The following is a 17,300-nucleotide window of genomic DNA, read 5'->3' on the forward strand; positions in this document are numbered from 1 at the left end:
ACCCCCAGCCCTCCCCCGTCGGCAGGCTCAAGCCAGACCGGAGGAGCCACCGCTCCTCGCCCCATCTCCTCGCCGTTCGGTGTGAGAACACGCCAGTTCGGCTGGCGGCCCGTCACCCGCAGGCCCTGTGTCGTGACCTGCTGACCGCTGCCCACCGCCGGCAGCCAGATCTCCGTTCCCAGACCCAGTCCGAAAACCTCCAGCTGGGCACGCAGCGCGTTTCGCCGCTGCGGAGAGTCCGAACGAGACGGTGCCCAGATCTGCACCGGGCCACCGCGCCAGCCCGCCGACTCCAACAGCACCCGGAACATCCCGGCCGACAGCCGCTCCGTACCGGCGGACCGCCCCGACCCGGGCAGCCCCAGCTCGCCCTCGGCGGTCCGCGGCAACATCACTGCGACCACACCCGGTGGCGAGACAACAGCGCCAGCGGCCTCCACCAGCTCCGCCACCTCGGTGGCGAACACCACCCCCCGCCCCGCGTCCACCTCGACGTCATGGACCCCGCGCCATGACCGCTCCAGGGCTTCGCGTGCCCCGTCCGGCCCACCTGGCGGGGCCGCCCGCGGCGCGTCGGCCGCCAGCTCCACCCAGCCCACCACCTGCCGCCGCTCCCGCGACGACGACACCCGGCCCAGGAAAGGAGCCGAGGACGCCCCGCGCCCCCGGTTCCTCGTCACGACCCGGACCGCATCCGCCGGCACACCCGTACCGACGAGAGCGCCCGCTATCAGCGCCTCCAGAAACTCCCGCACCGAGGCGGCCCGCCGCGACCCGGACTCGACGACCGGGCCGCCCCCGAAAAGCTGGCCGTTGCCCCCGCCCTCCACGAGCACGGCCACCGGCCGGGCCCCCTGACGATGCCGGCGGACCACCTCAGCCGCCGTCTGGTGCGCGAACACACGCAGGCGCTCCAGCCCCACGCCCCGACCGTCGAACTCCTGTACCCGCGCGGGCAGATCCACCGTTACCCGGAGATCCGGCGGGCCGGCCTCCGAATCCGGCCGAACCCCGCCTGCCGGACCAGCGGCCTCCGCCGGGGCCGGCGGCCCGGCGGACGGCCCCTCGCCGGGCCGTGCCCCGCCACGCAGCCCAGGCGAACGCCCGAACGCGAGCATCCAGGCGGTCTGCTGGACGAGACTGCGCTCCGTGCGTTTGGCACCGCCCGGTGCCGCGATCTGGCGCTGATATTCCGCCCGGATCTGGTCATCGGTGAAACCGCTCAGTAGGTCCGGGTCCCCGAGGTGGTTCCGCACCGACCTCGCGATGTTGATCCAATAGGCCGCGGTCATCGGTTCCGCCGCCGGTCCCGGGTCCAGCACCGGCACCGGCACCGGCACCGGCACCGGCACCGGAGCAGTCTGCGCCGTCGGGAGCGACACCGGATCCTGCCGCGCCAGCCCCACGGCCTCCCCCTCCCGGGAGGACATCTCCGGCGCGGCGGCACCGTCGTGATCCGCGGCCGGCGTTCCCGCCGGTGCCAGGTGCTCGGATGCCGACCTCGCCCACTGCCCGAGCGGATGCGGGCCGACAGGCGGGCTGCCGGCGACCGAAGCCGCTGGAACCGCCGTCGGGAAACCCGCCGTCGGGAAACCCGCTGGCAGGGAGCCCGCTTCCGGCAGCGCCGTCGGCCCGGCCGGGGCGGGCGGGATCACCGGCGGGACGCCCGCTGTCCGGGTGGAGTTGTCCACCAGCGTCGACGGGCCCCCCGTCGCGGTGGTCGGCGCAGGCGTGACGTCTGTGGCACCACCGAGTGCGGGACCGGCGGGACCAGCGAAAGGAGGAGCGGGCAACCCGGTTGGGCCCACGGGGCCGGAGGTGGTGGGTTCGCCCGCGGGCGGCGGGGCCGATACCGTCCCGGGGCTCGGCGGGCCCGGAGGATCGGCGGGCCCGGAGGGCGGGCTGGCTGGCGGCGCACCACCCGCCGCCGGATCGCCGCCGTCCGGCGCGCCGGTGCCCACCACCGGGTCACCGGACGGCAGGCCAGGCGCGGGCGGGCCGGCAGGCGGCACACCGCCCCCCGCAGCCACCTCGCCCGGCGGTGGGCTGTCGGCGGGTGGAACCGCTCCCAGGGGGGTGCCGGACTGCGGCTGCGTGGCCGGCGCACCGTCCGGCGGCTGCCCCGCCGGAAGCGGCGACCGAGGGCCGTCGGGAGGCGGGCCGTCCGGGGGCGGACCGGCAGGGGGCAGGCCGCCCCCCGGCGGTTGTTCGCTGGCCGGCGCAACCCCGGCCGGTGGGACGGCAGCAGGAACTGCTCCGCCCGCGTCCGGTCCGCCACCCGCCCCCGGCCCCTCGGCCAGGCCGGGGATCTCCGGGGCCGGTGTCTGGCCGCGGTCGGGTACCGAGCCCGGCACCGCACCGGCGGGATCGGCACCGTCGCCGGCGGGCGGAGGGGTCCCGCCACGGGTGTCGCCGCCCGGGTCGGGGCCACCGGGGGTGAGGGGGCCGCCAGCCGGTGAGACAGCAGGGTCGGCCGGCTCGCCTTTCAGCTCCGCGGTGCCGCCCGTCCCGAGCGGGACAGCCGCGGGATCCGGCACCTCGTCGTCAGAGAGGTCGGTCAGGCTCCAGGCGTCCGCATCGGACGTCTCGGACCACAGGTCCGAATCCGCGACGCTCGCCGCATCCGAATCCGGCAGGCTGGCCGTGTCCGGATCCGGAGCGCCGGCCGTGACCGCACCGGTGCCCGTGCCGGGCTCCACATTCGGATCCGGGCCCGGGTTCGGGCTGGCTCCTGGCGTCGTACCGGCGCCCAGGCCGCCCGGCCCGATCGACCCGACGTCCACGGTGCTCAGATCGAGGTCCGGGGTCTGGGCCATGTTGCGGGCGGACCGCCCCCCGCGCTCGGCCACGAACTCCGCTGCGCCCTCGGCTGCGCCCGCCATCACTCCGTAGGGGTCGAGGACCCACTTCCCGTCCACGATGCCCTTGCCGAAGAAGTCGCCCAGGGTCTCCAGGAACATCGATCCCGAGGTGGTGTTGAACAGTCCCGCCGCGTAGTTGTCGACGCCGCCGGCGACCCCCACGTTCTTGAGTAGATCGTCGAACATGGTCGTCGTCTTCGTCAGGAGCGGCAGGCCGAGGAGGGTGGTCCCCGTGCCGACCAGTGCGTACAGGGTCATGCGGCCGAGTTCCTTGTTGTCCAGCCCCTTGCGCCGGCCGTCCACGATCTGGTCGATCATGGCGATGAGCGAGGACCCCGGCATGAAAAGCATCTGCATCAGCAGGATGCGGAGTTCGACGCGTTTCATCAGGAAGATCAGGAGGGACCGGAGATACCACCGGTAGTACTCCATGAGAGCCAGCGCGTAACCCGCGCCGAAGAAGCCTGACGCCAGTGCCTCCAGGAGCTGGGCCATCATGAAGGCGAACATCGTGATGCCCTGTTTGCGCATGTAGTCCATCTGCAGCGCGGTGTCGTCCAGACTCCTCGCGCCCGTCCTGAGCATCAGCCCGCCCTGCGGCAGCAGATGGGGAGGGTCGATGACGAACTTCGAGGTCTGGCTCACGAACCTGCGCCCCGGGCTGCCGCCGACGGACGACTGCACGGCGCGGACCAGCTCCCGCAGGTCCGGGGAGAGACCGTTGACGACCTGGTCGCCGTAGGTTTTCAGGGCGGCGGCAAGGGCCCACATCATCTGGACGTCGGCCTGGGGCAGGCGCATCCCGGTGAACGCGAAGACCGCGTCGTCCAACGATCTGGACACCTGCCGCCCCTCCCTCCCTCACGCGTGGGCGCGAAGCCCGGGCCGGTCCGGCCGACGGAGCCTCCCGATCGCGGCCTCAGCCGCGATGCCCGCCGGACCCGCCCCAGGCGCCGGCCTGCGTCGTCGCGTCGCCCTCGGTCTGCTCGCCGATGCCCCGCACGACCTGCAGCCGGTCACCCTGCAGGCCGACCGCCTCCCCGAGCGCGCCGAAGATCTGCCCGAAGGAGTCGATCAGCTGCTCGAAGGTTTTCCCCGCGGTCTTGGACATCTCGTCCTCCACACCCGTGGCGAACGGATACCTGGCGAGCGTCTCCGCGAGCTTCAGCGCGAAAAGGGCGAGCGCGTCCTGAAAGGAGAAGAGCGCCGGGACCTTCTCTCCGATCGCGTCACCGTCGTGCCACAGCGGCTCGGCACTCATGTCCAGTTTCCCTTCCGGTCCGGACTGCCCGGCCCGGCCGGCCGGCCACCGGCCTCCGGAATGTTCTGCGTGAACATGTCGAAGAGTTCGGACATGAACTCGTCCGCGTTCTCGGGCCGGGGGATGTCGAGCCCGACGACCGGCACATCGTGAAGGAGGTCCTGGACCATGGCCAGTGCCCGGTCCCGCGCCTTCTGGCGGGCCCGTTCGATGGTCTTCACCAGGATGTCGGCAAGCTCGGCCGGTGGCAGCTCCCGGTAGGCGTCACCGCGAAAAACAATCTTCTTCAGGGTGCCGTGACCGCCTACGGTGACGGTGACCATCCTGGTTCTGTCACTGGCCCGGGAGGTGACGTCGTCGCCCTCCCGCATCATGCGCTGCGCGGCCTCGCCGGTGCGGGCCAGGTTCGCGAGCGCGGTGTCCAGCATCTCGTCGTCGAACGGGTTCATCGCCGAGCCTCCTGCGGTGTCGTCCGGATCGCCCGCCGCCGGGCCTGGTCAGCGCCGCCGGACACGGCCGCCGCGGCCTGGTGCCGAGGTGGGCAGGTCCGGGTCGCGGTACGGGGAGTCCTCGTGTGTCGGTGTGTCGTCGCGGCCGACGACAGCCGGGCCGCATTCGGGATCGGTGCCCCAGACCTCCTCGTCCTCGGTCAGCCAGGTGTTGCGCTGGCGTTCCCGCGACTGGCCCGCGCCCCCCATCGGTGCCCCGCCGCCCATGCCCATCGGCATGGGCATGAACGGCATCCCGCCCGCCTGGCCGGCGGCCGCGGCGCCGGTTCCGCCCGCGGTCGGTCCCGTGCCCACACCGGGGACGACGAGGCCCTCCGTCCCAGGCAGGTTGACGCCGGACGTGCCGAACCCACCGCCGGCGCTGCCGACGGCCCGGGTCATCGGCTGACGGATGTCCCCGACCGCCGTCCCCGAGCCTGCGCCGCCGGGCGACACCGGAGTCACGTCCAGACCGTCGATCCTGGTGGGGAACTGCGTGCTCGGCGTGGGTCCGGGCAGCCCACCCAGGCCTCCGCCGCCGAACCGCGGAACCTCCAGTCCTCCGCCCAGCCCTGAGGTGCCCGGAGGGAGCAGGCCCGCGTCACGAAGGGCCTCCAGATCCGCGTCGCCGAGCGGGAGGCCGTCGAGCAGGCCTTCGCGTTGCAGGGTCCCGAGCTGTTCGGGAGTGAGGTCGCCGAGATTGCGCAGGCCGTCGGTGTCGAAGCCGGCTTCGCGGAGCGCCTCGGCCTGGGCGGGGGTCAGCGGGTGGGAGTCGAGCAGCCCCGCGTCCGCCAGCTCGCCGAGCTGGGCCGGGGTCAGGTCACCCAGGCTGCTCGGCCTCCCCAGGGACCCGCCCCCAAGCCCGCCAAGCCCACCAAGCCCGCCGCCGGCGCCGAACCCGCTGCCGGTGCCGGTGCCGGGCTGTCCTCCGAGGCCGCCCCCGAGGCCGCCAAGCCCACCGACGCCGCCACCGAAACCACCGCCTACAGAACCACCCCCAGGACTGCCGAGGCCACCGCCACCTTCCAGGCCACCGAGACCACCAAGAACACCACCACCGCTCTCCAGACCACCAGGATCACCACCCCCAGGGCCACCGAGACCACCACCAAGACCAGGGCCACCGAGACCGCCGCCGGTCTCGAGACCACCGAGACCACCACCCGCGCCGAGACCACCACCCGCGCCAAGGCCGCCGAGGCCTCCGAAGCCTTTACCCAGGTTGCCGTTCAGGTCACCGAGACCCTTGCCGATCCCACCCGCGAGACCTTCCAGCTCCAGGCCCATGTTCTTGTCGAGGCCCTTGAAACCGGCGCCGATGTTGTCGTTCAGGTCCTTGAAGAGGTCACTCAGGTCATTCGGGCCACCGGAGCCCAGGCCGCCGCCTCCCGGTGGGCCGGCCGGCCGACTGGGGGGCATCGTCGGCAGGTTGACGAGGGAGGCCGTCCTGGCGAACTCGGCCCGCATCTTCTTCGCTTTCTCCAGCGTCGGCGCGAAACTGTTCTGCACCCGGTTCGCCCAGTTCGTCCGGATCGCCTGGTCGATGGCGATCCACGAGGGCTCGCGCAGCACCGGAAAATCTCCGACGACACCGCTCCACTCCGGGAAGCGGATGTACATCTCACCCCAGACATCTTCGTCGTCGGTGAGGCCTGCCTCGTGCAGGCCCCGCCCGCCGCGGATGTCCCCGGTGTCGAACAGGCCGCCGGAGGCGTTCCGGTTGTTGGGCTCGTAGGTGTCGAACACATAGGCACTGTTGAACATCGCGGAGATCAGTACGGCGGGCTGGATCCAGACATTTCCCGGCTCACCGGGCGGCAGCGGCCGGGCGTCGACCTGCTCGCCCTGCCAGTAGCGCAGGTCGAGGTCCAGCTGGGTCAGGAAATCCCGCGCGGCGGCGAGTGAGTTCTGGAGCGGAACCTCCCACTCCTTGATCTCGCGCGCCAGGTCGACGACTCCCCGGCGGGCCTCCCACACCCGGTCCCGGAAGGCCTGTGCGGAGGAACCGGAGAACTCCACCGACTTCGTGTCGATGCCGGTGATGTCGACGGTCAGATCGTCATAGACCTTCTGCGCGAAAGCAGCGATGCCCTGCAGCGCGAGGCTGACGCCCTCCAGGCTCCGCACGTCGAACACGGATTCCGAATTACCACCGATAAGCAACGGCAGCATGACCCGGAGGTTCTCCCAGGCGCTGCCGATCTTCTGGAACGGGCTGCCGTCGGCCTTCGCCGGGGTCGGCGAGTTCCGTTTCGACTCGCTGTCCAGCTCACCCTTGGCGCCGAACCACACCCGGAGCCACTCGATGTTCGAGCCCCAGTCAGCGGTCATCCACCGCCAGAAGACGACCGAGTTGTTGAGATAGGCCGGCTTGTGGCTGCCGTTGGTCTTGTAGGCCTCCTGGCGTGGCTCGGCGATCAGCCAGGGCGGTCCCTGCGCCCGGATGTTGTCCGGGCGCAGCTGGGGGTCGAGAACACCTCCCGGGGCCGCCTGCTGGCCCCCGCCGCCAGGCGCGGCCGCGGGCTGGCCGCCCGCGCTCCCCGCGCCGAGGGTGTGGCCGAAGACCTCCCTGACGACGTCCTCGATCTTCCCTTCGTCACCGACCGCCATCGTCAGGCGCCCGTTCCCGCGCCGGGCGGCCTGCCCGTGCCGGAACCACCTCCCGGAGCGGGCAGGCCGCCACCGGTTCCCGCGCCACCGCCGACGCCACCGCCGACGCCACCGCCGAGGCCGGCACCACCGCCTCCGGAGCCGCCGGCGGGAGGGAAGTACGCGCCGAACTCGCTGGCGGTCATGGCGTTCCGCTCCTCCACCGAGTCCGTCTCCTCGAGGAGGTACTGCGTGCCCCAGGTGATGCCATACGCACCGGAATGGACGACACCCATCCGTTCGACGATCTTCTGCCGGGTGGTGTCCAGCGCCTTCAGGAGGGCCACGCCCTGCACGAAACCGCCACTGCCGACCTTCAGCGGGAAGGGCTCGCCCAGGGAGAGGAAGGCCCGCTCGTGGGGATCCCACTGGTAGCCGACCAACCGGGTGTCGATTTCGGCCACCATCTCGCCGTACTTTTTGTTCCAGGCTATGAGCCTCGGGTCGCTGAATTCCAGCTGCATGTCGGCGCCTACCGTCTGTTTCGGTCACTGGGCGAGAGAGTTGCCCGGCGGGCCCGCGATCGGGAGGGGTGCGCGGGCCCGCCGGGCGGTCCGTACACGGCAGCGGAACAGCCGTGCGAGAAGCAGCCGTATGCGGTCGGCCGGCCGTCAGATGGAGACGCCGTCGCCGAAGGCGACAGCTCCCTTGAGGTCACCGAGCAGGTAGTTGTCGTGGATCCAGCCCAGGCGTTTCGTGCCGTCGGCGATCGAGGCGCTCATCTGCGCCTGACCCTCGTTCCAGAGGCTCTGCGCCCGCAGGTAGACCTCCGGCGCCTGCCCTTCGTTGGCGGTCAGGAAGGTGGCGATCTTCACTTCCAGGTCGTCCAGCGAGGCCATCAGCAGGGTGTGGACCTTCGCGAGCTCGTCGGCGGTGTCAAGAGCACCGTTCGGGTTGAAGTTGTACGTGGCCATGACCGCGTCACCGACCCGTGGTGAACACGGTCGCGCCGATCGTCGGCTGGGTGGCCACCGGCGGGAGAGCCCAACCGGAGCCGGCCTGCAGTGCCTCGTCGTCGGCGATGTCGGTGATCTTGGCGTATTCGGCCATCGACGCGTTGAGCATGTTGAGCCCCTGCTGCACCTTGGTGAAACCGTCCATCCAGTTCCGCATGGCGTTGCGGTACTCGGTCGCCGCCACACCGCCCCAGTGGCCGCCGATCTCGATCTCCGCGGTGGCGACCGTCTGGGCGATGACGGCGCACTCGTCCTGGCATTTGTCGAACGCGACGATCATCGCGTTGGTGGTTACCTCGTCCTTGACGAGAATGGGCACCGCCATGCGTCAGCCTCCTGTTTCCGTCCGGTGGTCTCCGGCACCGTTCGGTGCCGGGGACGAAGGTGGGTGCCCGGGGAACATCACCGCGCCTGGATCAGGCCGAGCGTGGGTCCCCTGGGCAGGAGCAGCGGCAGCTGGCGGGGGACGGCCACCGCCTGCTCGATCCGGTAGCCGAGTGCCTCGACGGCGTCGGGGGCGAGTGGGAAGGCCGTCCCACTGCCGTCGATCAGCAGGCTCTGCTGGTCCTCGGCGGGCAGGTCCGCGTCGGGGACGAGCAGAGCACCCCGCCCGGCGCGTACCTGGACCGCAGCCGGCAGCTGGCCGGCATCGTCCGGGCCCGCCGCGCCGGCCGCCGCGGGCAGCGGTGCCAGCGCGAGGTCCAGCACGGTGTCGTCCGTGGCGGCGGACGGCGGGAGACCGCCGGCGCCCGCCTCCGGCGTCTCGCCCCCGCCGGCGCCCCGCGCGGGTGCCGCACCGGCCCCGGTGCCCGCGCGGGGCGCCGGCGGGACGGCCCGCACACCGGGGGACTCGGCACATGCCGCCTCGCCGGCGAGCGGCTCGACGAGGGCGGGCGGGCGCGCCGGCAGCAGGTGCTGTGCCTCGGGCAGCTCGACGAGCGGGACGGACACCAGGTCCGCGGCCGTGGCGGGCCGGGTCGCGGAGCTGCCCGCCTCCGCCTGGGCGAGCTGGAGCTGGATGGTGGTGAGCGGCGCGAGGCCGTCCGCGAGCAGGATGTAGTACGCCGTGCTCTCCTCGGAGCCGAAGATCGAGAAGATCTCGCCGACGGGGACCTCGCGGCCGCCGACGACGCGACCGGGCGAGCCTCGCCCCGCGACCGCGACCGGTGCGAGGTCGGGCCCGGCCGCGAGCAGCTCCAGCCAGGCCGCGGGCACCTCGATCGGAGTGGCGGCGCCGTAGCCCAGCACGTCGGCGACCCACGGGCGGGTCATGGCCAGCCGCTGGCCGCGCCACAGCAGGTACTCCCGGCCTTCGGAGGAGACGAACAGGCTCTCGTCGGGCCCGATCCTGGCCGGCGCCCGCGGGCTGCCGATGTCGACGACGATTGGAGCACCCGTCCCGTCGCCGGCGCAGGCCCGCCACACACCCGTGTTCAGCGCGTCGGCCGGGGGAAGCACCTCCGGGCCGTCCGGTATCCCGATCGGGGCACCGCGGGGCACGCCGGCCAGCCGGGACCCGGCCACCACCACGGGGCTGACGGCCCCGTCGACGAACAGGCGCGCCGACGCGGCGTTGCGCACCGGGCGCAGCACACCGCCGACGAACAGGTACTGGGCGCCGCTCGATCTGTCGACAACGAGGGAGCCGGGCGCTCGCCAGGCCGTCGACCCGCCGGGAGACAGGTACGCCCAGCCGGCCACGCCGGCGAGCATCAGGGCGGCCAGCACGAGGCCGCCGAGCAGACCGCGGGTGTCACGCCGGGTCGGCGACTCGAGCGCGTCGGGATCGGCGCGGACGAGCGCGCTGGTGAGACGGGCCGTCAGGCAGCTCTGCGCGTCGACCTGGTCACGGCGGGACTGCATGTCAGGTCACCACCGAGCGCACCAGCGTGATGCCGCCGAGGACGGACACGACCAGCGGCACGGCCAGCACCAGGGCACCGGTGTGCGCCCAGTCGCCGAGCCGGCCCCAGATCGGCGTGAGCCGGCGTCGGCCGAGAACGTGGGTGACGCCGGCACAGACCAGGGCCAGGGCCAGCGTCAGCCAGAGGGCCACCTGGTCACCGGTCCGTCCCGGCCCCAGCGCGAGGGAGGCGAGCACAGCGAGCAGCCCGGCGCCGGCCGGCACTCCCAGCGCCACCCGGTGCCAGACACTGGTCATCGGGCGCAGGACCAGCAGCTGCGCGAGCGCGGCGAGGACGACGAGCGTCGCCGGCACCCAGCCGGGCGAGAACGCGAGCCGGACCAGCGCGGCGCCCGACAACGCCCCGCAGGCCGCGTGCAGGGCGGTCATGTACCGGTCGGCCAGCGCGGTGCGGGCGAGCACCTCCTCGCCGGGCTCCGGGTCCAGGTCGTCCTGCAGCTCGTCCGGCTCGACGGGCAGCGGTGGCAGCTCCATCCCGGCGAGCTTGAACCCGGCCATCGGCACCATCGGCCGCGCCGCGGCGGCGGCGACCAGCCACAGCGCCGCCGAGCGGGTCCACGACAGGTCCACCGCCGATCTGAGCCAGCCGGCCAGGACCGCGGCGAGGGCCAGGAGGAACACCGCGACGCCGACCTGCAGCAGGGCTTCCAGCCCGGAGGCCGCGATCAGCAGGCACAGCGCGACGAGGCCGCCGACCAGCGCGGCGGTCATGATCATGCCCGCCGCCGACGGGGGGTCCAACCGCGGCCCGGTGTCGGCGAGGGCCAGCACGACCCCCTCGACCGCGGCGGCGACCGCCGCGCAGCCGAGGACGGCGGCCATCGCCCCGTCCCGCAGCGCCCGGCCGGCCACCACCGTCCCGGCGAAGAGCACTGCCGCCACGACCGCCAGGGCCGCGCCGCGCCCCGCGCCCACGACGCCGACCCCGGTGGCCCCGCCCGGCAGGGGAAGGGCGAGCACCGTCGCCAGCAGCGTGGCCAGGGTCGCCAGCGAGGCGACCCTGGTGGCACCGGGCCGCCACCGGCCGGAGCGGGTGCGCATCCCGGTGGCGACGCCGTCGATCAGGTCGTCGAAGTCCAGCGGCGGCAGCTGGTCGGAGCGGGGCCGGACGCACACCATGTCGCCGTCGAGCAGGCCGAGGTCGGAGACGGTGAGGTCATCGTCGAGCGGGGCCTCGCCGAGCCGCTGGACGACCCAGCCGCTGTGCTCCAGCCCGCGGTCGGCCAGGTCCTCGCCGAGGCTGCGCAGCAGCGCCGGCGCCAGGTCGGAGAGCGGGATGTGCGCGGGCACGGACAGGTCGACCTGGCTGGTCGGGCCGACGACGAGGAGGCGGCACACCTCCGTCGTGCTGGTCTGTCCCATGCTCTCCGCACGGCCACCGCGACGAGGTCGGTTCATGCATGTGACGCACACCACACAGGCGGTGCCGCCGTGGGTCGTGGGGCAGCCGTGTAGGAGATATGTCCACGGTTGCCTTCCGCCGGCCCACCCGCCGCACCGGGCCGGAGATGCCCCACGGGGAGATCTCGCTCCAGGAGCCGCCCGCCGTTCCGGAGGTGCAGACCGGCGGCATGCGCATGCTCATCATGGTGGTTCCGATGGCGCTGATGTCGGGCGCCATGATGTTCATGTTCATGGGTCGGGCGATGTCCGGCCCCATGGGCATGGCGATGATGGGCGTGATGGTCCTCGGCATGGCCGGCATGGGTGCGGGCCAGTTCGTGATGCAGTCCGGCGACCGCCGGCAGAAGATCGGCGGCGAGCGCCGGGACTACCTGCGCTACCTCTCCCGGACCCGGCGGCAGGTCCGGGGCCACGCGGAGAAGCAGCGCCAGGCGCTCGCCTGGCGGCACCCGGAGCCGGAGTCGCTGTGGTCGGTGGCGATGACCAGCCGGCTGTGGGAACGCCGGCCGGCGCACCCCGACTTCTGCGAGGTGCGCCTCGGCACCGGGGACCAGCGCCTCGCCGTCGCGCTCGCGCCGTTGCAGACCAGCCCGGTGGAGGATCTCGAACCGGTGGCGGCGAAGGCACTGCGCCGGTTCACCCGGGCGTACACGACGGTGCCACGCCAGCCGGTCGCCCTCTACATCCGCGGCTTCGCGCGGATCCGGGTGGACGGGGAGCGCGAGGCCGCCCTCGGTCTCGCCCGCGCCGTGCTCGCCCAGCTCGCCGCCTTCCACGCCCCCGACGAGCTGCAGATCGCCGTCTCCGCCTCGGCGGAGCACGCCGACGAGTGGAGCTGGGTCAAATGGCTCCCGCACGCCCAGCACCCGGCCAACCAGGACGCCGCCGGCCCGGTCCGGCTGTTCGGGAACTCGCTGGAGGACGTCGAGCGGCTGCTCGGCCAGGCCTTCGGCGAAAGATCCCGCTACGACGCGAGCGCCACGCCCTCGCCGGCCGAGCCGTTCGTCGTCGTGGTCAGCGACGGCGGCCGGATCTCCCCCGGCTCGCGGTTCCTGCTCTCCGGCTACCGCAACGCCGTCCTGGTGGACTTCGACGGGCATCCCCCCGGCAGCAACGAACGCCGTGTGCTCCACCTCGACGTCACCGACACCGACGTCGAGGTCCTTGAACGCGACCGGGTGGGACGCGAGGTGCGCAGGCGGCTCGCGGCACCGGACCGCCTCTCCCGCACCAGGGTGACGACGCTCGCCCGGCTGATGGCCCGGCACAGCGCGGGCGAGAACGCCGAGCCGACCAGCGACGGACTGACCCGCGACCTCGACCTGCCGGATCTGCTCGGCCTCGGCGACCTGGAGCGGTTCGACCCGTTGGCCCGCTGGCAGGCCGCCCAGGGCGCCGCCCGGCTGCGGGTGCCGATCGGGGTGGCGGCCGACGGCTCCCCGATCGAGCTCGACATCAAGGAGTCGGCCGAGAACGGCATGGGGCCGCACGGCATGCTGATCGGCGCCACCGGCTCGGGCAAGAGCGAGCTGCTGCGCACCCTCGTGCTCGCGCTGGCCGTCACCCACTCGTCCGAGACACTGAACTTCGTGCTCGTCGACTTCAAGGGCGGCGCGACCTTCGCCGGGCTGGACCGGCTGCCACACGTGTCGGCGACCATCACGAACCTGGCGGACGAGGCCGCGATGGTGGACCGGATGCGGGCCGCGGTGCACGGCGAGCTCGTCCGCCGGCAGGAGCTGCTGCGCGCCGCCGGCAACTTCAGCTCGGTGCGTGACTACGAGCAGGCCCGTGCCCAGGGCCGGCCGCTGGCACCGCTGGCGACACTGTTCGTCGTCATCGACGAGTTCAGCGAGCTGATCGCGGCGCACCCGGACTTCGTCGAGCTGTTCGTCATGATCGGCCGGCTCGGGCGCTCGCTGGCCGTCCACCTGCTGCTCGCCTCGCAGCGGCTGGAGGAGGGCCGGATCCACCAGGTCGAGGGCCACCTCTCCTACCGCGTGGTGCTGCGGACGTTCTCGGCGATGGAGTCGCGGGCGGTGGTCGGCGTGCCCGACGCCTACGAGCTGCCGCCCGCCCCGGGCAACGGCTACCTGCGCTCCGACGTCGCGACGATCACCCGGTTCAAGGCCGCCTACGTCTCGGGCCCCTACCGGCTGCGCTCCACCCGCGTCCGCCAGGACGTCATCGAGAGCCAGGTGCTGCGCTACGACACCCGGCACGCGCCGGTCGTCGTCCGCGAGTCGGCGCCGGACGAGCCCGAGCCGGCCGACGGTGCCAGCACGGTGATGGAGGTGCTGGTCGACCGGCTGGTCGGCCAGGGCCCGCCGGCGCACCCGGTCTGGCTGCCGCCGCTGGAGCAGCCGCCGACACTGGACCAGGTGCTCCCCCCACTGCTGCCCGACCCCGAGCACGGGCTGCGGCCGGTCGCCACTACCGAACGGCTGAAGGTACCCATCGGGATGATCGACAAGCCGTTCGAACAGATCCGGGACCTGCTGGTGGTCGACCTCGGCGGGGTCGGCGGGCATCTCGGCATCGCGGGCGGCCCGCAGAGTGGCAAGAGCACCCTGCTGCGGTCGCTGGTCTGCTGCCTGGCGCTCACCCACTCCCCCGCCGAGGTCCAGTTCTTCTGCCTGGACTTCGGCGGCGGCGCCCTCGCCGGCCTCGCCGACCTGCCGCACGTCGGCAGCGTCACCGGCCGGCACGACCCCGACCGGGTCAACCGGACGGTGGCCGAGGCCGTCGCCGTGCTCACCGACCGGGAACGACGGTTCGCCGCCCTCGGCATCTCCGGCATGCCCGCCTACCGGGAGGCGGTGGCCGGCGGCCGGGTGCCCGAGGAGGAGTTCGGCGACCTGTTCCTGGTCGTGGACGGCTGGTTCACCCTGCGCCAGGAGTTCGAGCAGGCGGAGGAGGCCGTCCGCGACCTCGCCGGCCGCGGGCTGAACTACGGCGTGCACCTCGTGCTCACGGCGGGCCGCTGGTCGGAGGTCCACCACGGCATGCGCGACAAGATCGGTTCCCGGCTGGAGCTGCGGCTCGGCGACCCGGTCGAGTCGGGCATCGACCTGCGGGCCGCCGCCGCGGTCCCCCGTGCACCGGGGCACGGGCTCACCGACCGCAAGCTGTACTTCCTCGCCGCCCTCCCGCGGATCGACGGCTCCGCCTCGGTGGACGACCTCGCGCACGGCACCCGCAACCTGGTGTCCGCCGTCGAGGACTCCTGGCCCGGCCCACGGGCGCGCGGGGTCCGCACGCTGCCGGCCCGCCTGCCGGTGGCGCAGCTGCCCGACCCCCAGGGCGCGCGGGTCGCGTTGGGCGTCGACGAGAGTCGCCTCGAACCCGTCTGGCACGACTTCGACGCGAACCCGCACCTCACCGCGCTCGGCGACAACGAGAGCGGCAAGTCGAACCTGCTGCGCCTGATCGCGCGGGCGATCACCAGGGCCTACACCCCCGCCGAGGCCCGGATCATGGCGGTCGACTACCGGCGCCGGATCTTCGACGACATCCCGGACGACTACCGGCTCGGCTACTCCGTCTCCCCGGACAGCACCACCGCGACGGTCAGGGACGCCGTCGCCGGGCTCACCCCGCGCATGCCCGGCCCGGACGTCTCTCCCGAGCAGCTGCGCCGCCGCGACTGGTGGAGCGGACCGCGGCTGTTCCTGCTCATCGACGACTACGACCTGCTGGCCGGGCCGGAGAACCCGCTGGCCAGCCTGGTGCGGCTGCTGCCGCAGGGCGGCGACATCGGGCTGCACGTGGTCCTGACCCGAGCGGCCGCCGGCCTGATGCGCATGTCGATGGATCCGGTGCTGCGCCGCCTGCAGGAACTCAACACTCCCGACATCGCCTTCTCCTGCCCGCGCTCGGAGGGCCCCCTGCTCGGCGGCACCAGACCGCGGAGCCTGCCGCCGGGCCGGGCACTCGTCTGCACCCGGCGCGGCAGCCAGCTGATCCAGACCGGCTTCGTCCCCGCCGCCGACGCGGACGTCTCCCCAGCCTCCAGCTGACGCCGCCCTCGCCCGTGGCGGCTCGGCGCACACGCGAGGTGAACCGTTCGCCGGCAGGGCCCGTGTTCACAGGCAGAGGGATCCGACCCGTACCGGGCCCGTGGCGGTCCGCCATCACGGGCCCGGCCGCGGAGCGGCACCCCGACTGGTCCGTGTGAGGAGCGCAGTGTGAGGGACGCCGACACCGAGCCTGCATCCGTCGAGGCCGATCCTGCCGAGCTGAAGCCTGCCGAGCTGAAGCCTGTCGAGCTGAAGCCTGTCGAGCTGAAGCCTGTCGAGCTGAAGCCTGTCGAGCTGGAGCCTGCCGACGCCGGGCTCGGCCTCGACCTCGACGCCGGGCTCGTGGCGGACTGGCACCGGGCGCTGCTCACCCTGGCCGGCGTCCTGCCGGACGAACTGGTCACCCGGGCGCGCGGCTGGCTGGCCGAGGGACGTCTCCTCGACCTCACCCGCGCGGTCACCTTCGCCCTCGTCGCCGGCCGGTTCGCCGCACCCGGCGAGGTGGTGGACCTGCTGGGTCGGGAGTCCGGCGCCGCGGGCGCGGACAACGCGCTGCTCGGACTGCTGGAATCCGCACCGGCGGAGCCCGCCGCGGTGACACCCTGGCGGTTCTGTGCCGCCGAGCCGGGCCCGGCCGCGCCGTGGGCGTTCCTGCCGCTGGACCTGACCACCGGGCAGGGCATGCCCGTCGGGAGATCCGGGGCGATCGACCGCGCGATGATCGAGGCGGTACGCGCCGAGCCGGGCGCTGCCGGGCTCTGGCGCGCCTGGCGCCTGGCGGCCGGGAACTCCCCCTGGCCGCGGCCGCGCCGGGTGTTCGTCGTGACCGCCCGGCTCGCGGACGAACCCGTGCTGCCCGCGGACGGATCCACACCGCCCGCGGGCGAACCCGCACGGCCCGTGGGTGGGCTCGCCGCCATGGCGGGGCGGCTCCAGGCCGCGCTGGCAGCCGTCGACGAGCCCGACCCGCAGGTCGAGGTCTGCCTGGCCGGCGGCGAGGCGCCCGCCTACCAGGTGCTCGCCCGCACCGGCGGCGCGCTGCTGTGGGCCCTCGAACCCGCGGTGCCGATCTCGGTGGCCCGGGTGTTCGACGAGGTCGACCCGCAGGACGGACCCCGCTTCGCCGTGGACCGCCCCCGGGTCGACGGCACCGACCAGGCGCGGATCGCCGCCTACCTGGACGCCGGCGTACCGGTGCTCGGGACGTCCACCACCATGATCGACATCGTCGAGCCGGGGCGCGGTGTGGTGGTGCCACTGACGTTCCGGACCGACGGCAGCTGGGTGTGGACGGACGCGGTCAGCTACTACCTGACGGCCTACGGCCTCGCACCCGATCCGGATCTGCTCCGGCACGCGCTGGGGGCCGGCCCGCCCAGCCCCGTCGACGAGGTCGCCCTGCACCGGGTGCTCGCCGACCTCCTCCGACTGGAGGAGCCCCCGGCCGTGGACGCCCCTCCCGCGACGGCCGACCCGGTCTGGTATGTGCCGGGCCTGAGCGGTGACGCAGGTGCCGACAGGGTCACCGGGGTCGGAACGGCCACCGGAGGCCAGGCCCTTGCCGGCGTCGGCCCGACCACCGGAGTCGGAGCGGTCACCGAGGTCCGCCGCGCATGAGTTGCCCTGTGTCAAGCCGCCACTTGCCGAGCTTGATCGGCGACCGTTCTTTGGTCTTGTTTGAGGACTGTCTGGAGTGCGCCGTGGGCGGTGGGGTCGTAGGGGACGCCGTCCTGCCAGC

General features: G+C 73.4%; 10 protein-coding genes and 1 pseudogene. 2 read left to right on the top strand and 9 right to left on the bottom strand.

Annotated elements, in window-relative coordinates; all coding sequences use genetic code 11:
• The 9 genes and pseudogenes from AB1460_RS30310 to eccD all read right to left on the bottom strand — a co-directional run.
• Positions 1–3,704, bottom strand: a pseudogene (locus AB1460_RS30310) (hypothetical protein); the annotation flags it as partial.
• Between the two features lie 76 nt (positions 3,705–3,780).
• Positions 3,781–4,122, bottom strand: a complete 342-nt coding sequence (locus tag AB1460_RS30315; RefSeq protein WP_368965508.1) for a hypothetical protein — start codon at positions 4,120–4,122, stop codon at positions 3,781–3,783.
• A complete protein-coding gene (locus AB1460_RS30320; RefSeq protein WP_368965509.1) occupies positions 4,119–4,571 on the bottom strand; it encodes a YbaB/EbfC family nucleoid-associated protein in 453 nt (150 codons plus the stop codon). The genes AB1460_RS30315 and AB1460_RS30320 overlap by 4 nt, the downstream gene beginning before the upstream one ends.
• 48 nt (positions 4,572–4,619) lie before the next feature.
• Complete coding sequence (locus AB1460_RS30325; RefSeq protein ID WP_368965510.1) at positions 4,620–7,220, bottom strand: hypothetical protein; 2,601 nt, start codon at positions 7,218–7,220, stop codon at positions 4,620–4,622.
• Positions 7,221–7,222: 2 nt separating this feature from the next.
• Positions 7,223–7,723, bottom strand: a complete 501-nt coding sequence (locus tag AB1460_RS30330) for a hypothetical protein (RefSeq protein WP_368965511.1) — start codon at positions 7,721–7,723, stop codon at positions 7,223–7,225.
• Between the two features lie 147 nt (positions 7,724–7,870).
• Positions 7,871–8,173, bottom strand: a complete 303-nt coding sequence (locus tag AB1460_RS30335) for a hypothetical protein (protein WP_368965512.1) — start codon at positions 8,171–8,173, stop codon at positions 7,871–7,873.
• Positions 8,174–8,180: 7 nt separating this feature from the next.
• Positions 8,181–8,540: a WXG100 family type VII secretion target gene (locus AB1460_RS30340; RefSeq protein WP_368965513.1), complete on the bottom strand. Its 360-nt coding sequence runs from the start codon at positions 8,538–8,540 to the stop codon at positions 8,181–8,183.
• 77 nt (positions 8,541–8,617) lie between these two features.
• Positions 8,618–10,078, bottom strand: coding sequence for a type VII secretion protein EccB (eccB, locus tag AB1460_RS30345; RefSeq protein WP_368965514.1), 1,461 nt, complete (start codon positions 10,076–10,078; stop codon positions 8,618–8,620).
• A gap of 1 nt (position 10,079) precedes the next feature.
• Positions 10,080–11,501, bottom strand: coding sequence for a type VII secretion integral membrane protein EccD (gene eccD, locus AB1460_RS30350; RefSeq protein ID WP_368965515.1), 1,422 nt, complete (start codon positions 11,499–11,501; stop codon positions 10,080–10,082).
• Between the two features lie 98 nt (positions 11,502–11,599).
• On the opposite strand from eccD, the gene eccCa reads away from it, so the two are divergent.
• Together eccCa and AB1460_RS30360 are read left to right on the top strand one after the other, a co-directional pair.
• Positions 11,600–15,562 carry a type VII secretion protein EccCa gene (gene eccCa / locus AB1460_RS30355; protein WP_368965516.1) on the top strand — a complete coding sequence of 1,321 codons (3,963 nt, stop codon included), beginning with the start codon at positions 11,600–11,602 and terminating at the stop codon, positions 15,560–15,562.
• A 168-nt stretch (positions 15,563–15,730) separates the two neighbouring features.
• Positions 15,731–17,179, top strand: a complete 1,449-nt coding sequence (locus tag AB1460_RS30360) for a hypothetical protein (RefSeq protein ID WP_368965517.1) — start codon at positions 15,731–15,733, stop codon at positions 17,177–17,179.
• The last annotated feature ends 121 nt before the right edge of the window (positions 17,180–17,300 follow it).

The organism is Parafrankia sp. FMc2 (assembly GCF_041008525.1).
Classification (GTDB): domain Bacteria; phylum Actinomycetota; class Actinomycetes; order Frankiales; family Frankiaceae; genus Parafrankia.

What these genes read in the sequence shown, in the direction of transcription:
- AB1460_RS30315 (WP_368965508.1), bottom strand. Translation starts at nt 4,122, where the DNA reads ATGAGTGCCGAGCCGCTGTGGCACGACGGTGACGCGATCGGAGAGAAG.
- AB1460_RS30320 (WP_368965509.1), bottom strand. Translation starts at nt 4,571, where the DNA reads ATGAACCCGTTCGACGACGAGATGCTGGACACCGCGCTCGCGAACCTG.
- AB1460_RS30325 (WP_368965510.1), bottom strand. Translation starts at nt 7,220, where the DNA reads ATGGCGGTCGGTGACGAAGGGAAGATCGAGGACGTCGTCAGGGAGGTC.
- AB1460_RS30330 (WP_368965511.1), bottom strand. Translation starts at nt 7,723, where the DNA reads ATGCAGCTGGAATTCAGCGACCCGAGGCTCATAGCCTGGAACAAAAAG.
- AB1460_RS30335 (WP_368965512.1), bottom strand. Translation starts at nt 8,173, where the DNA reads ATGGCCACGTACAACTTCAACCCGAACGGTGCTCTTGACACCGCCGAC.
- AB1460_RS30340 (WP_368965513.1), bottom strand. Translation starts at nt 8,540, where the DNA reads ATGGCGGTGCCCATTCTCGTCAAGGACGAGGTAACCACCAACGCGATG.
- eccB (WP_368965514.1), bottom strand. Translation starts at nt 10,078, where the DNA reads ATGCAGTCCCGCCGTGACCAGGTCGACGCGCAGAGCTGCCTGACGGCC.
- eccD (WP_368965515.1), bottom strand. Translation starts at nt 11,501, where the DNA reads ATGGGACAGACCAGCACGACGGAGGTGTGCCGCCTCCTCGTCGTCGGC.
- eccCa (WP_368965516.1), top strand. Translation starts at nt 11,600, where the DNA reads ATGTCCACGGTTGCCTTCCGCCGGCCCACCCGCCGCACCGGGCCGGAG.